Raw genomic sequence first — 15,415 nt, forward strand, 5'->3', positions numbered from 1 at the left:
GGCTCTGATACATGAATAAAGCGGGCTGTATCGTGCTTGTCGAGTAAAGTATTTCTGCGTTGCCTGATTTTCTCATGGTTCGTAATTCGATTGAATGCGGCGAAATGTCTCAGGGTTCGGTAACGAATTGACGGCCTTTCTGCCGACTTGAGTCGTACCATTATGTCCGATGACTGTATGAAAATCGGACAGGTGTCGTGATTTCGGACAGATCGTCCTTTCATGGCGGCAGGGTCTGACCAATCCCATATTCGCTCCAAGGTCTTGATATATAGGTATGTGTGTCCGAAATAAAAATTTGGCACGATCCCTGTAACGAGATAGTCACAACCTCGTTGGAGGTTGTATGTCCGGTGTCCACTGACGTCATCGGGCATTCCGACTCAAAGAAAGAATGTGTTACGGAGGAAACGAGTAATGGCACTTAGCACCGCAACCAAGGCCGCGACGGACGCGCTGGCTGCCAATCGGGCACCCGCCAGCGTGAATGCACAGGAAGTGCACCGCTGGCTCCAGAGCTTCAACTGGGACTTCAAGAACAACCGGACCAAGTACGCCACCAAGTACAAGATGGCGAACGAGACCAAGGAACAGTTCAAGCTGATCGCCAAGGAATATGCGCGCATGGAGGCCGTGAAGGACGAACGGCAGTTCGGCAGCCTGCAGGATGCGCTGACCCGTCTGAACGCCGGCCACCGCGTTCACCCGAAGTGGAACGAGACCATGAAAGTGGTTTCCAACTTCCTGGAAGTGGGCGAATACAACGCCATCGCCGCCAGCGGAATGCTGTGGGACTCCGCCCAGGCGGCGGAACAGAAGAACGGCTATCTGGCCCAGGTGCTGGACGAAATCCGCCACACCCACCAGTGCGCCTACGTCAACTACTACTTCGCCAAGAACGGCCAGGACCCGGCCGGCCACAACGACGCCCGCCGCACCCGCACCATCGGGCCGCTGTGGAAGGGCATGAAGCGGGTGTTCTCGGACGGCTTCATCTCCGGCGACGCGGTGGAATGCTCCATCAACCTGCAACTGGTGGGCGAGGCCTGCTTCACCAACCCCCTGATCGTCGCAGTGACCGAATGGGCCGCCGCCAACGGTGACGAAATCACCCCGACGGTGTTCCTGTCGATCGAGACCGACGAGCTGCGCCACATGGCCAACGGCTACCAGACCGTGGTCTCCATCGCCAACGATCCGGCTGCCGCCAAGTACCTCAACACGGACCTGAACAACGCGTTCTGGACCCAACAGAAGTACTTCACGCCGGCGCTGGGCATGCTGTTCGAGTACGGCTCCAAGTTCAAGGTCGAGCCGTGGGTCAAGACCTGGAACCGCTGGGTGTACGAGGACTGGGGCGGCATCTGGATCGGCCGTCTGGGCAAGTACGGGGTGGAGTCGCCGCGCAGCCTGAAGGACGCCAAGCAGGACGCTTACTGGGCACACCACGATCTGTATCTGCTGGCTTATGCGCTGTGGCCGACCGGCTTCTTCCGCCTGGCCCTGCCGGATCAGGAGGAAATGGAGTGGTTCGAGGCCAACTATCCGGGTTGGTACGACCACTACGGCAAGATCTACGAGGAATGGCGCGCCCGCGGCTGCGAGGATCCGTCCTCGGGCTTCATTCCTCTGATGTGGTTCATCGAAAACAACCACCCGATCTACATCGACCGGGTGTCGCAGGTGCCGTTCTGCCCGAGCTTGGCCAAGGGCGCCAGCACCCTGCGCGTGCACGAGTACAACGGCCAGATGCACACCTTCAGCGACCAGTGGGGTGAACGCATGTGGCTGGCCGAGCCGGAACGCTACGAGTGCCAGAACATCTTCGAGCAGTATGAAGGCATGGAGCTGTCGGAAGTGATCGCCGAGCTGCACGGCCTGCGCAGCGATGGCAAAACCCTGATCGCCCAGCCGCATGTCCGTGGCGACAAGCTGTGGACGCTGGACGACATCAAACGTCTGAACTGCGTCTTCAAGAACCCGGTGAAGGCATTCAATTGAAACGAGCGTTGGGCTCCGTCGCAGAACGGGGCCCGACACACAATCGTTCGATCAACATCAAACTAAAGGAACATCGATATGAGCATGTTAGGAGAAAGACGCCGCGGATTGACCGATCCGGAAATGGCGGCCGTCATCCTGAAGGCGCTTCCCGAAGCTCCGCTGGACAGCAACAACAAGATGGGCTATTTCGTCACGCCGCGCTGGAAGCGCCTGACGGAATACGAAGCCCTGACCGTGTACGCGCAGCCCAACGCCGACTGGATCTCCGGCGGTCTGGACTGGGGCGACTGGACTCAGAAGTTCCATGGCGGCCGTCCGTCCTGGGGCAACGAGACCACGGAGCTGCGGACGGTCGACTGGTACAAGCACCGCGACCCGCTGCGCCGCTGGCACGCGCCGTACGTCAAGGACAAGGCCGAGGAATGGCGCTACACCGATCGCTTCCTGCAGGGCTATTCCGCCGACGGCCAGATCCGGTCGATGGACCCGACCTGGCGGGACGAGTTCATCAACCGGTACTGGGGCGCGTTCCTGTTCAACGAATACGGATTGTTCAACGCCCATTCGCAGGCTTCCCGCGAGGCGCTTTCGGACGTGATCCGGGTCAGCATCACTTTCTGGGGCTTCGACAAGATCGACCTGGCCCAGATGATCCAGCTCGAGCGCGGGTTCCTGGCCAAGATCGTGCCCGGATTCGACGAATCCACCGCGGTGCCGAAGGCGGAATGGACCACAGGCGGCATCTACAAGGGGGCCCGCCTGGCGGTGGAGGCGCTGTGGCAGGAGGTGTTCGACTGGAACGAAAGCGCCTTCTCGGTCCATGCCGTCTACGACGCGCTGTTCGGCCAGTTCGTCCGCCGCGAGTTCTTCCAGCGGCTGGCGCCGAAGTTCGGCGACAACCTGACGCCGTTCTTCATCAACCAGTCCCAGACCTACTTCCAGATCACCAAGGTGGGGGTACATGACCTGTACTACACCACCCTGGGCGATGATCCGGAATTCGGCGACTACAACCGTACAGTGATGCGCAACTGGACCGGCAAGTGGCTGGAGCCGACGATCGCCGCGCTGCGCGACTTCATGGGGCTGTTTGCGAAGTTGCCAGCCGGCGCCACCGACAAGGAAGAAATCATCGCATCCCTGTATCGGGTTGTCGACGACTGGATCGAGGACTACGCCAGCAGGATCGACTTCAAGGCGGACCGCGACCAGATCGTCAATGCAATTTCGGCAGGACTGAAATAGGAGTTATCACGATGAGCGTAAGCAGCAACGCGTACGATGCCGGCATCATGAGCCTGAAAGGCAAGGAGTTCGCCGATCAGTTCTTTGCCGAAGAAAATCAGGTGGTCCACGAAAGCGACACGGTCGTTCTGGTCCTCAAGAAGTCGGACGAGATCAATACCTTTATCGAGGAGATTCTTCTGACGGACTACAAGAAGAACGTCAATCCGACGGTGAACGTGGAGGACCGCGCCGGCTACTGGTGGATCAAGGCCAACGGCAAGATCGAGGTCGATTGCGACGAGCTGACCGAGCTTTTGGGCCGTCCTTACAACGTCTATGACTTCCTCGTCGACGTTTCCTCGACCATCGGCCGGGCCTATACCCTGGGCAACAAGTTCACCATTACCAGTGAGCTGATGGGCCTGGACCGCAAGCTCGAAGACTACCACGAATAAGGAGACCGACATGGGCATACACAGCAACGACACCCGCGACGCCTGGGTGAACAAGATCGCACAGCTCAACACCCTGGAAAAAGCGGCCGAGATGCTGAAGCAGTTCCGTATGGATCACACCACGCCGTTCCGCAAGAGCTACGAGCTGGACAACGATTATCTTTGGATCGAGGCCAGGCTCGAGGAAAAGGTCGCCGTGCTCAAGGCGCGCGCCTTCAGTGAGACGGATTTCCGCCACAAGACCGCTTTCGGCGAGGACGCCAAGGCGGTTCTGGATGGCACCGTCGCGAAGATGAACGCGGCCAAGGACAAGTGGGAAGCGGAGAAGATCCACATCGGTTTCCGCCAGGCCTACAAGCCGCCGATCATGCCGGTGAACTACTTCCTGGATGGCGAGCGCCAGTTGGGTACCCGGCTGATGGAGCTGCGCAACCTCAACTACTACGACACGCCGCTGGAAGAGCTGCGCAAGCAGCGCGGCGTGCGGGTGGTGCATCTGCAGGCGCCGCACTGACGGGAGGAAGTCTCGCCCTGGACTCCGACGGCATCGCCGTGAGGTCAGGGGGCAGGGATGCCGTTCCGGGCCGGTCTGCCGGCCCGGAATCTTTGGTTTTCAAGGGGCGTGCCGGTCCCGGCTCCCCCCTCCATCTTTCGTAAGGAAATCACCATGGTCGAATCGGTATTTCAGCCCTTTTCGGGCGACGCAGACGAAGGGTTCGAGGAACCACGGCCCCAGACCGGTTTCTTCCCTTCCGCGGACTGGCATCTGCTCAAACGGGACGAGACCTACGCAGCCTACGCCAAGGATCTCGATTTCATGTGGCGGTGGGTCATCGTCCGGGAAGAAAGGATCGTCCAGGAGGGTTGCTCGATCAGCCTGGAGTCGTCGATCCGCGCCGTGACGCACGTACTGAATTATTTTGGCATGACCGAGCAACGCGTCCCGCCAGAGGGCGGGACCGGCGGGGTTCAACATTGAACAGGTAAGTTTATGCAGCGAGTTCACACTATCACGGCGGTGACGGAGGATGGCGAATCGCTCCGCTTCGAATGCCGCCCGGACGAGGACGTCATCACCGCCGCCCTACGCCAGAACATCTTCCTGATGTCGTCTTGCCGGGAAGGTGGCTGTGCCACCTGCAAGGCCTTGTGCAGCGAAGGAGACTATGACCTCAAGGGGTGCAGCGTGCAGGCGCTGCCGCCGGAAGAGGAGGAGGAAGGGTTGGTGTTATTGTGCCGGACCTATCCCAAGACCGACCTGGAAATCGAACTGCCCTATACCCATTGCCGGATCAGTTATGGCGAGGTCGGCAGTTTCGAGGCCGAGGTCGTCGGCCTCAACTGGGTGTCGAGCAACACAGTTCAGTTCCTGTTGCAGAAGCGGCCCGATGAATGCGGCAACCGGGGAGTGAAATTCGAACCTGGCCAGTTCATGGATCTGACCATCCCCGGTACCGACGTTTCCCGCTCTTATTCGCCGGCAAACCTGCCCAATCCCGATGGCCGGCTGGAGTTCCTGATCCGTGTGCTGCCGGAAGGGCGGTTTTCGGATTACTTGCGCAACGATGCGCGTGTCGGCCAAGTCCTTTCGGTCAAAGGGCCGCTGGGGGTGTTCGGGCTCAAGGAGCACGGCATGGCGCCGCGCTATTTCGTCGCCGGCGGCACCGGGCTGGCGCCCGTGGTCTCGATGGTGCGGCAGATGCGGGAGTGGACCGCGCCGAACGAGACCCGCCTCTATTTCGGCGTCAACACCGAGCCGGAATTGTTCTACCTTGACGAGCTCAAATCCCTGGAACAGTCCATGCGCAATCTCACCGTGAAGGCCTGTGTCTGGCACCCGGGCGCGGACTGGGACGGCAGGCAGGGCTCGCCCGTCGATCTGCTGCGCGAAGACCTGGAGGCCAGCGGCGCCCGGCCGGACATTTACCTGTGCGGCCCGCCGGGCATGATCGATGCCGCTTGCGAACTGGCACGCAGCCGCGGTGTTCCGGGCGAACAGATCTTCTTCGAAAAGTTCCTGCCGTCCGGGACGGCCTGAAGCGGGGGAGTGCCGTGAGCGCCGAGCAGTTCCCGCCCCAATTCCTGCGTGAAATGATCGAGCAACTGGACGCCAGCATCCAGGAGCTCACGCGCAAGGAAAAGGGACTTGCCGCCTCCCTGGGCAGCGGCCGGGTCGCCGAACTTAGAGAGTACTGGGATCAGGTCCTCTCGCCCGAGGAAGAATGGGAGCTCAAGCAGAGCATGGACTTCCGAGATCGGGAATTGCTTTGGATCTGGTCCCGCCTCAGACGCGCCCGCACCAGCCGCGCCAACGCCGGAGAGGCCTATATGCGTCATCTCTCGCCGGTGGCGCGAATAAACCATAAATCCTGAACTGAACTGGAGTCGCCAACATGGCAAAGGAAGTGGTCTACAACGGGAATGCGCGGCAGCGCATGATGCAGGGCATCGAGATCCTCGCCCGGGCGGTGCTGCCGACGCTGGGCGCCAGCGGCCCCAGTGTCATGATCCAGCACCGCGCCGAGGGTTTGCCGCCCATTTCGACCCGGGACGGTGTTACTGTGGCAAATTCCATCGTGCTCAAGGACAGCCTGGCCAACCTCGGCGCCCGGCTGCTACGGGACGTCGCCGGCACCATGTCCCGCGAAGCGGGGGACGGCACCACCACCGCTATCGTGCTGGCCCGCCACATCGCCCGGGAGATGTTCAAGAGCCTCAGCGCTGGGGCCGATCCCCTTGCGCTCAAGCGCGGCATCGACCGGGCCGTCGCCTGCGTGAGCGGAGACATCCGGGGGCGGGCCCGGCGCGGCGATCAGGAGTCGGTCATCCTGGGGGTAGCCGCAGTGGCGACCAAGAACGAGCCCGGCGTGGGCCGGCTGCTGCTGGAGGCGCTGGGCGCGGTCGGTGTCCACGGCGCCGTGGCGGTCGAACTGGGGCAGCGGCATGAGGACGTGCTCGACGTCGTCGACGGCTATCGCTGGGAGAAAGGCTATCTGTCACCCTATTTCGTGACCGATCGGACCCGTGAACTGGCCGAACTCGACGACGTCTATGTGCTCATGACCGATCGGGAGGTGACCGATTTCATCGATCTGGTGCCCCTGCTGGAGGCAGTGACCGAGGCGGGAGGCAGTCTGTTGATCGCCGCCGACCGCGTTCACGACAAGGCCCTGGCCGGCATTCTGCTCAATCATGTGCGCGGGGTGTTCAAGGCGGTGGCCGTCACCGCGCCGGGATTCGGCGACAAGCGGCCGAACCGCCTCTTGGACCTGGCGGCGCTGACCGGCGGCCGCGCGATTCTCGAGGCTCAGGGAGACCGGCTGGACCGGGTGACGCCGGCTGATCTGGGGCGGGTGCGTCGGGCGGTCGTCAGTGCCGATGACACCGTACTGCTCGGTACACCGGGCACCGCAGCCTCCCGTGCCCGCCTGGAGGGTCTGCGCCGGGAGGCGGAGCAGTACCGGGCCCTCAAGCCAGGCCAGGGCTCGGCCACTGGACGACTGCACGAACTCGAGGAAATCGAGGCCCGCATCGCCGGTCTGAGCGGCAAGTCCGCGGTCTACCGCGTGGGCGGCGTGACCGATGTGGAAATGAAAGAGCGGATGGTGCGGATCGAGAACGCCTACCGCTCGGTGGTGTCCGCCCTGGAAGAGGGGGTGTTGCCCGGCGGCGGCGTTGGTTTCCTCGGCAGCCTCCCCGCTTTGGCGGAACTGGAAGCGCGCGACGTCGACGAAGCTCGCGGCATCGGCATCGTCCGTTCGGCGTTGACGGAGCCTCTGCGGGTCATCGGGGAAAACTCCGGGCTGTCGGGAGAGGCCGTCGTCGCCAAGATCATGGATCACCCGAATCCGGGCTGGGGCTACGATCAGGAAAGTGGACGTTTCTGTGACCTCGACGCCCAAGGGATCTGGGATGCCGCTAAGGTGCTCAGGCTGGCCTTGGAGAAAGCCGCGTCGGTGGCCGGCACTTTCCTCACCACCGAAGCCGTGGTACTGGAAATCCCGGACCGGGACGCTTTCGCCGGTTTCAGCGGCGAATGGGCCGCCGCGACCCGTGAGGATCCACGGGTCTGAAGGAGGGGGGGACGTGTTCGAACTCCGGGAGATCAGGTGCTGGTGTAACGTACGCCGTTACGTCCGTTCTGCTTGACCTGATAAAGGGCGCTGTCCGCCTTCAGCAGTAGGTCTTTCAGGCTGGCGGCGGACGTGGAGTCCGCCACGCCGATGCTGGCAGTGAGCGGGCGGGGTAGCTCGAGTCCCTGGGGTTGCCGCTGCTCGATCGCGCTGCGGACGCGCTCGGCGGTCTGGATGGCGGCCGGCCCGTCCGTGTCCGGGGTGATGATCAGAAATTCTTCGCCCCCCATCCGGCAAACCACGTCACTGGTGCGCACGCTTTCCCGCATGACGCGGGCGGCATGCACGAGCGCTTGGTCCCCTGCGTCGTGGCCGAGAGAGTCGTTGATGGATTTGAACCAGTCGAGATCGAGCATAATGATACTCAGCGGCCGGCCGAACATACGCGCCTGTGCCCAGCCCTGTTCCAGCCTGTCCATCGCGTAGCGGCGGTTGGGCAGGCCGGTGAGCTGGTCGGTATTGGCCATGAGTTCCAGGCGGCGGTTCGCGGCGGCCAGTTCCGAGGAGTAGCGTTCGATTTCCTTGCGTTCCCGCGCGAGCTTCTTGTGGAGGGTGAGGATGCGCTGGCCGGCCCGTATGCGGGCCTTGAGGACCCTGACACTGGGCGGCTTGACGACGTAATCGTCGATGCCCGCGCCGAAGGCTTCGACCAGCGCATCCTCGCTCTCGTTCGCCGTGAGCATGATGATGTAGACGTTGCTGCCCAGGGCGGACTCCCGCAGCGCCTTGCACAGTTCCAGGCCGTTCATGGGTTTCATGTGCCAGTCCGTGATCACCATTTCCGGTTCGTGCTCGATGGCGTATGCGAGCGCCGCTTCGCCGTCGCGCCGTGACGCGATGTGGTGCCCCTCGGCTTCGAGCTGGCGGGACAGGCGGATGAGCATGATGGGATCGTCGTCGGCGAGCAGGATGTGTAGCCTTTCCTCCACTTGCGGCCTTCGCCCCGAAAGCTCCGCGTCGCCGGTTTGATCGTCTTCGGCGAGGCCGATCACCCGGGTCCAGTCGAGCCATTCGGCCTGCGGGCCGCGCAGCAGCTGTGCCAGATCCTCGTCGTCGAGTCCGCATCTTCGCGCTTCCGTCTGCATTACCGGTGACAAGGTCATCCGCCGCGGTTCTTCGGCAAGCTGGTATTCAGCGATCCGCCGCGCCAGGGCCAGCTGTCGGGCAAAACGGCCGGTGCGGTCGTCATCCCGGAAGTCATCCCGGTGGTTCTGCTCGAGCGCGTCGATGAAAACCTGTGGAAATCCCCAGTCCGTCAGGAGCATCCGGGTCAACTCGTCGTGATCGGTGGCGAAGCGCTCCCGTTCCAGGGCGATCAAGGCTTCGCCGTCCGCTTTCCGCAGGCATTCGCTGTATTCCAGCGGCCAGGCGGTGGCCAGGGCGAGGCGACCGACGTCGGCCAACAAACCCAGCGTGAACGCTTCCTTGGGGGCCACAGTCGGTACGCGGGTCGTGATCGACTGGAGCGCAACGGCGCAGGCTAAGGATTTTTGCCAGTAGACGGGATAATCGAATGCCTCGCATCTGCCTTCGCGATGGGCGTCGATGAGCGAGAGGCTCAGCGCGAACTGGCGGATGGCCTGGAGGCCCAGGAGGCTCATGGCGTCGATCACGCTGACGATGGGGCGGCGCGTGCCGTGGGCGGGGGCATTGGCGAAACGCAGGATCCGTCCGGTGAGCGCCGGGTCCGTCTGGATCAGCTGGGCCAGCGCCTCCGCCGTGACGTCTTCGCGCCGGGCCAGGTTTAGGATCGCCGCGGCCGTGCGGGACGGGGTGGGTAGTGAGTCGCACAGCGTTGGCTTATGCATCGTCCGCGGCCCCGAGTCGAGACGTAACGAGGATTTCCGGTCTTCCGGCGCCAGGGCTGGAGAGCTTATCGCGGTTCATCTTCAACCCCCCTTTGCCGGATGTACCGGGGAGGAGCCGGTCCGCATGTCCGCCAGCAAGTCGGCGGCGGCGGTTTCCAGCGCACGGATCAGCGTCGGATGCGGGGCCGATCCCATCGTCCGGGCCTGGTCTTCCAGACGCGCGGCTAGCTCCCGGACCCTTCCGGCGCAGAAATGCCCCGCCATGCCTTTGATGGCATGTGCCGCATCGGCCAGCGCGGCCATGTCCTTCGCCGCTGCCGCAGCGTGAAGGGTGTTGAGGTGTTGGGGGAGCTCAGCGATACAGAGAGCGATCATGTCCCCCAGGAGTCCCTCGTCGTAATCCAAGCGCGCCAGCGCTTCTTCCTTGTTCCAGGAAGGGCCGGAGGGCTCATGTCCGCCATCGTCGTCCGCAGCCCACTGCCCGATTTCCGCTGATGCCATGGACGCGGGAGCGCCCAGCCAGCGCTCGAGGGCCTCGGCGAGACGGTCCCTGGAAACCGGCTTGCTGAGATAGTCGTCCATGCCGGCGGCCAGGCATTTTTCCCGTTCGCCGGTCGCGGCATGCGCTGTGAGCGCGACGACCGGCGTGCGTCCCGATCCCGCGGACAGCTCCCTGGCCCGTAGTTCCGCGGTGGCTTCGTAGCCGCCCAGCACCGGCATCTGGCAGTCCATCAGAACCAGGTCGTAGCGGGAGCGTGCCAGCAGATCCAGGGCGGCCTGGCCGTTGTCGGCGACATCGGGAGCGATTCCGAATTTGCCGAGCATGGCGACGATCACTTTCTGGTTGACCCGGTTGTCCTCCACCACCAGGACCTTGCGGCCTGTGTAAGCCGGCAGGGCGACTTCGACCTTGTCGACTGCAGGGGGCTGCTTCTGGGCCCTGGCGGCGAGCACATCGGCGATGGCATTGAACAGCAACGATTGGCGCACTGGCTTCAGCAGGCTGCGTGCGATCCCCAGCGCGCGAAGCTCGGCTTCGCCGGTCAAGCCTCCGGAGGATAGCAGCAGGCGCGGGATATCCTTCAGTTCCGGGTCGGCATTCATGGCGCGGGCGAGTCCATAGCCGGTCATATGCGGCATGTGGAGATCGAGCAAAACGAGGTCGTAGGGCTTGGATTCGCGCAGGGCGGTCTGCAGCCTGCTCAGGGCTGTATCGCCCCGGTCCGCTTCATCCACTTTCAGGCCCCAGTGGGTCAGATAATGGGTCAGAATGACGCGATTGGTGGCGTTATCGTCGACCACCAGCACTCGCCGGTGAGAGAAGTCGGGCAAGGGGGGCGCGGACGCAGTGGAGACCTGTTCCAGCGGGAGCGTGAACCAGAAGCGGCTGCCTTGGCCAGGAGCGCTTTCCAGCCCGATGCTTCCGCCCATGAGTTCGACCAGGTTTCGGCAGATGGACAGGCCGAGGCCGGTGCCGCCGAAGCGGCGGGCGGTGGAGCCATCGGCCTGGGTGAACGGCTGGAACAGCCTGGGCTGGACCTCCGGTGCGATGCCTATGCCGGTGTCCCGGATCTCGAAGCTCAGGTTCGTCCGCCCGTCGCTGGCCTCCGCCTGCATCACCTTGACCGAAACCTCGCCGTTTTCGGTGAACTTGATGGAGTTGCCGAGCAGGTTGGTGAGCACCTGGCGGATACGCGTTGGGTCACCGATCCACAGCTTCGGCATATCTGCCGGCAAGAAGCAGTTCAGCTCCAGACCTTTGTCGTGGGCGCGGCCGGCCAGGAGGGCGCATACTTCCTCGACCAGATCGGGCAGATTGAATTCGGTCCGTTCGATTTCGACCTTGCCCGCTTCGAGCTTGGAAAAGTCGAGGATCGAGTTGATGATTTCCAGCAGGGCTTCGGCGGAATTCGATGCGGTTTCCACCAGATCCCATTGCTCACGGGACATGTCGGTGTCCTTCAGCAGCTCCAGCATGCCAAGTACGCCGTTCATCGGGGTGCGGATCTCGTGGCTCATGTTGGCCAGGAATGCGCTCTTCGCCTGGGTGGCCTCCACGGCGGCATCGTGGGCGGCTTTCAGCGAAGCCTCGGCGCGATCTTCGAGTATCGCCAGCGCCAGCATTTCACCGACATGCCTGAGCATCGCCATCCGCGCCTCGTTGCGAGCGGGGTTGGGGTCGGTGTAGAGGAACATCACTCCCTGGATGTCGCCGCCGGAGGCGATGGGCACGATGTAATGGCCGTGGTTTTCCATGCCCTCGAAGCGGTGTTCGTGCCGGGGGTCCTGGAAACAGTCATCGGAGACCAGGATTTCGCCGGAAACGGCGCTTCGGCCACACAGGCAGGCACCCAGGGGAATGGTCTGTTCGCGCCGGACGAATTCATCGGAGAACTTTCCCTCGAGCACGAACAGATTCAGACAGTGTCCGTTTTCCGCCTTGAGGAATATTCCGCCCTTGCGTTGCAGGTCGAGAGTGCGCAGGCCGAACAGGGTGGCGAGCACGCGTCGGCACCGCTCTTTCAGCGGGCCACTTTGCTGCAGGGTTTCGGCGATGCGGAGGCGGGCGGCGGTGTCCTCCTGTTCCATCGCCAGTGCGCGTTCCCGTTCGACCTTGGCGCTCACGTCGTGCTGAATCTGGATATAGCCCACCGGTGTGTTGCCTTCGGTATGGATCGGCGTAGTACTGATCTCTGCCCAGTAGTCCTGGGCATCGTCGGGATTGGGTCCGGTCCGGCGCCGGTACAGGAGCCGTCCGGACCAAGTCTGGCCGGCCTGGAGGGCTGCCTGCATGGCGGCCAGGGTCTCTTGATCGGCGAGCGGGCTGTCCAGGATGCTGGGGTTCTGTCCGAGCAGCTCCTGTTCCGCCAATCCACTGAAGCGGCACAGCGCCGGATTCGCATAGATGATGCGTCCGGCGCGGTCGGTGAGCAGAATCATGTCGCTGCTCGCATCCATCGCCTGCTTGAGGCGGGCGATCTGGGCCTCGGCCTCTTTTTGCGCTGTGATGTCGCGTCCGATGGCTATGTATTGCCGCGGTCTGCCCGTATTGTCCATCAGCGGGACGATCGTGCTGTCGACCCAATAGCGGGTTCCGTCCTTGCGGCGGTTGCAGAACTCGCCTTGCCAGATGTTCCCCCGGCTGATGGTGCGCCACATGTCGCGGAGGTAGGCCTTGTTGTGGTAACCGGAATTGACGAAGCGGTGGTCCTGTCCCACGAGTTCTTCCCGGCCGTAGCGCGAAACCGCGCAGAAGTTGTCGTTGGCGTACAGTATCCTGCCTTGCAGGTCGGTGATGCTGATCAGTGCATGCGCATCCAGCGCTTCCAAGAGTTCCTTGTTGCGCTGGCTTTCCGTGACGATCTGCCGCGCGAGGGGCCGCAGCGCCATGATCCACAGCAAGGGCGCACTGAGGATGGCAAGCAGCATCCCGTCCAGCGCGCTTTCCTGCCACGGCATAAGCTCCAGCCGGCTGTGCCGGATCGCCTCCAGGACCGCCATCACGATGACCTCGGTCAGGATCATGATGAGGCAGATGCTGCCCAGGGAGCGCAGGAAGCGCTGCCGCATGGCAGGAAGGGCGGTGAGATCTTCGGACATGGTTTCCTTACGCGTGGTGAGCAGGGACGGGGTCAGCCGCAGCTGGTTGAAGAGGTGGCGGCCATACAGGTCCGGACTGCGGCGTAGTCTAATGACAAATCGCTTGTGGCTTCAACCGGCTACGGTAGCAGGAAAAGCCATGTCGGCCGTTTGCCGCCGGGCCGCCTCATGCCCGGACCGTCTGCGACAATCAGCCGCATTGAAGGCACATGAGCGAGTTGCTACTGTGTCACCCACGTTCCATTGCCGATGAACTAAACATCGGTCCCGCACAGGAGCGCATTTCGGAACTTCCTCCGGGCTTGCCCTCAAAGCGCCGTCGAAGGGCCGGCAAAACAATAAATCCAAGATGTGGTTATGCATGGCTGGCCGCGCCCAGAAGAAGGTTGGCCGCCGTACGAATGGTCGATCGTAGCTTCACGCCAAGGAGATAGCCACCGATGTTGAGCGAACAGTACCTCTCATCCGTTTCCAGACCCGTCGAATTTCCCGATTGGAACCGTTTCAGCAGTGTGTACGTGGACCGGCCCGATCAGGCATGGGAATGGATGCGTCAGACGGGGGTTCTGCCGGCCGCTCTGGATTGGGTCCGCCCGGAAGTGGCCGAGGCGTGGTGCCGCTGCTTCGAGGACTGCCGGCTTCCGCCGGGCACCGACGACTGGCCCTGCAAGGCCGAACCGGATGCTCCGGCCCCGTCCGTTTCTGTGGAACTTGCGTCGGTGTGGGAACGGGTCCGCGGCGTTTTCGATTTCCTTAAAGGCGCCCAGGCGGCCCTCATCGTCGCGGACGCCCATTGCCGGATTTTTCGGGTTTTGGATGACGGACTGCGGATGGCGCCCGTCGTGCGGGAGGTGCTCAAAACCGGGGCCGACTGGCGGGAAGAGGTGCTCGGCAACAACGGCATCGGCAGCGCGGCGGTGCTGGGTACCGCAGTCGCCTTCGAAGGCAAGGAGCACTACAGTGCGAGATTACATGCCCTGGTGACCGCCGGCTGTCCGCTGCGGAATGCGGCCGGCGAAACAGCCGCCGTGGTTGGTTTGGTGAGCGACCAGCGTGGTTCCTCAGGCGCATTGCTTGCCTTTCTGCGCATGGCGTGCAACGGGTTGACCGCGCCCGCTGCCGAGCAAAGCCGAAGGACCGGAGACAGGCCCGAAGTGCCAGCCGGTTTTTCGCCAGGTGAACAGGGCCTGATCCGGGATGCGGCGATCGAGGGGCTCCTCGACAAGGCTCTGCGTTTGCAGGAGCGTGGCATACCGCTGCTCGTCAGCGGCGAATCGGGTACGGGAAAAGAATACCTGGTCCGCTTTGCCCATCGCTTCGGGCCGCGGCGGAAAGGGCCGCTGGTGGCCGTCAACTGCGCATCGATTCCCAAGGATCTCATCGAGAGCGAACTGTTCGGTTACGAAGCCGGCAGTTTCACCGGCGCCCGCAGCCGCGGAAAGCCGGGAAAATTTCTCCTGGCCGATGGCGGCGTGCTGTTTCTCGACGAAATCGGCGATATGAGCTTCGATCTCCAGGCGACGCTGCTGCGTGTCCTGGAGACTGGCGAATTCGTGCCGGTCGGCGGTGCCAAACCCTTGCGCGTCGACGTCCAGGTCGTGGCAGCCACCAATGTCGATTTGCAGGAAGCGATCCGCCAGGGACGTTTCCGGCGCGACCTGTATTACAGGCTCAACGGCGCGCGCCTGCACCTGCCACCCCTGCGGCAACGGCCCGACCGGTGTCGAATCTTCCAAGCGGTGTTCGAACAGGAGGCCGCGGCGGCGGGAGCATCCCGGATTCGTTTGGGCGAAGACGTCATGGCTCTGTTCGAGCGCCACCCCTGGCCGGGAAACCTGCGGGAGTTACGCAACGTGATCAGGAATGCCTTGTTCGTCTGCTCCGGCGGCGTATTGACAGTGGCCGATCTGCCGACCGATTTTCTCGAAGAGGCGGAGCAATGCGCAGCATGTGCCGCCCCGGATGGCCGGGAGGCCGCCTGGTCCGCCGACGCGCTGAGCCTATCGAAAATGGAGTCGGAAAGCATCGCCGCGGCGATCTGCAGGTGCCGCGGCAATATGAGTCAGGCTGCTCGCGTTCTGGGGATTGCGCGCTCGACGCTGTACAAGAAAATCTCCCGTTACGGCTTGAGCGCTTGAGATCAGGCGCAGGCGATGCCGGAAAGCCGGGTGTGCGGAGCCGGTCCTGC

At 63.1% G+C, this 15,415-nt stretch carries 11 protein-coding genes; 9 read left to right on the top strand and 2 right to left on the bottom strand.

The annotated features are described in order from the left end of the window. Positions 1–417: 417 nt before the first annotated feature. The 8 genes from mmoX to N4J17_RS11405 all read left to right on the top strand — a co-directional run bounded on the left by mmoX (position 418) and on the right by N4J17_RS11405 (position 7,759). Positions 418–2,001 carry an aromatic/alkene monooxygenase hydroxylase subunit alpha gene (gene mmoX, locus N4J17_RS11370; RefSeq protein ID WP_198323378.1) on the top strand — a complete coding sequence of 528 codons (1,584 nt, stop codon included), beginning with the start codon at positions 418–420 and terminating at the stop codon, positions 1,999–2,001. A 78-nt stretch (positions 2,002–2,079) separates the two neighbouring features. Beyond that, positions 2,080–3,249: an aromatic/alkene monooxygenase hydroxylase subunit beta gene (mmoY, locus tag N4J17_RS11375; protein WP_198323377.1), complete on the top strand. Its 1,170-nt coding sequence runs from the start codon at positions 2,080–2,082 to the stop codon at positions 3,247–3,249. A gap of 11 nt (positions 3,250–3,260) precedes the next feature. Next, a complete protein-coding gene (gene mmoB / locus N4J17_RS11380) occupies positions 3,261–3,686 on the top strand; it encodes a methane monooxygenase regulator MmoB (protein WP_198323376.1) in 426 nt (141 codons plus the stop codon). 10 nt (positions 3,687–3,696) lie between these two features. Continuing rightward, on the top strand, positions 3,697–4,200 hold the full coding sequence (gene mmoZ, locus N4J17_RS11385; RefSeq protein WP_198323375.1) for an aromatic/alkene monooxygenase hydroxylase subunit gamma: 504 nt from the start codon (positions 3,697–3,699) through the stop codon (positions 4,198–4,200). 153 nt (positions 4,201–4,353) lie between these two features. Beyond that, positions 4,354–4,665, top strand: a complete 312-nt coding sequence (gene mmoD / locus N4J17_RS11390; protein WP_198323374.1) for a soluble methane monooxygenase-binding protein MmoD — start codon at positions 4,354–4,356, stop codon at positions 4,663–4,665. Between the two features lie 12 nt (positions 4,666–4,677). Next, positions 4,678–5,724, top strand: coding sequence for an aromatic/alkene monooxygenase hydroxylase FAD-binding subunit MmoC (mmoC, locus tag N4J17_RS11395; RefSeq protein ID WP_198323373.1), 1,047 nt, complete (start codon positions 4,678–4,680; stop codon positions 5,722–5,724). Positions 5,725–5,738: 14 nt separating this feature from the next. After that, entirely contained in the window at positions 5,739–6,059 is a 321-nt protein-coding gene (locus tag N4J17_RS11400) for a hypothetical protein (protein ID WP_198323372.1), read from the top strand. 20 nt (positions 6,060–6,079) lie between these two features. Continuing rightward, entirely contained in the window at positions 6,080–7,759 is a 1,680-nt protein-coding gene (locus tag N4J17_RS11405; protein WP_198323371.1) for an Hsp60 family chaperonin, read from the top strand. 32 nt (positions 7,760–7,791) lie between these two features. On the opposite strand, the gene N4J17_RS11410 is transcribed toward N4J17_RS11405, so the two are convergent. Continuing rightward, positions 7,792–9,627: a GGDEF domain-containing response regulator gene (locus tag N4J17_RS11410; protein WP_198323370.1), complete on the bottom strand. Its 1,836-nt coding sequence runs from the start codon at positions 9,625–9,627 to the stop codon at positions 7,792–7,794. A gap of 81 nt (positions 9,628–9,708) precedes the next feature. Further along, positions 9,709–13,227 carry a response regulator gene (locus N4J17_RS11415; protein ID WP_198323369.1) on the bottom strand — a complete coding sequence of 1,173 codons (3,519 nt, stop codon included), beginning with the start codon at positions 13,225–13,227 and terminating at the stop codon, positions 9,709–9,711. A 440-nt stretch (positions 13,228–13,667) separates the two neighbouring features. On the opposite strand from N4J17_RS11415, the gene N4J17_RS11420 reads away from it, so the two are divergent. Further along, complete coding sequence (locus N4J17_RS11420; RefSeq protein ID WP_198323368.1) at positions 13,668–15,365, top strand: sigma-54-dependent Fis family transcriptional regulator; 1,698 nt, start codon at positions 13,668–13,670, stop codon at positions 15,363–15,365. Positions 15,366–15,415 lie beyond the last annotated feature (50 nt).

This window comes from Methylococcus capsulatus, from assembly GCF_036864975.1.
In the GTDB taxonomy this organism is placed as follows: Bacteria; Pseudomonadota; Gammaproteobacteria; order Methylococcales; family Methylococcaceae; genus Methylococcus.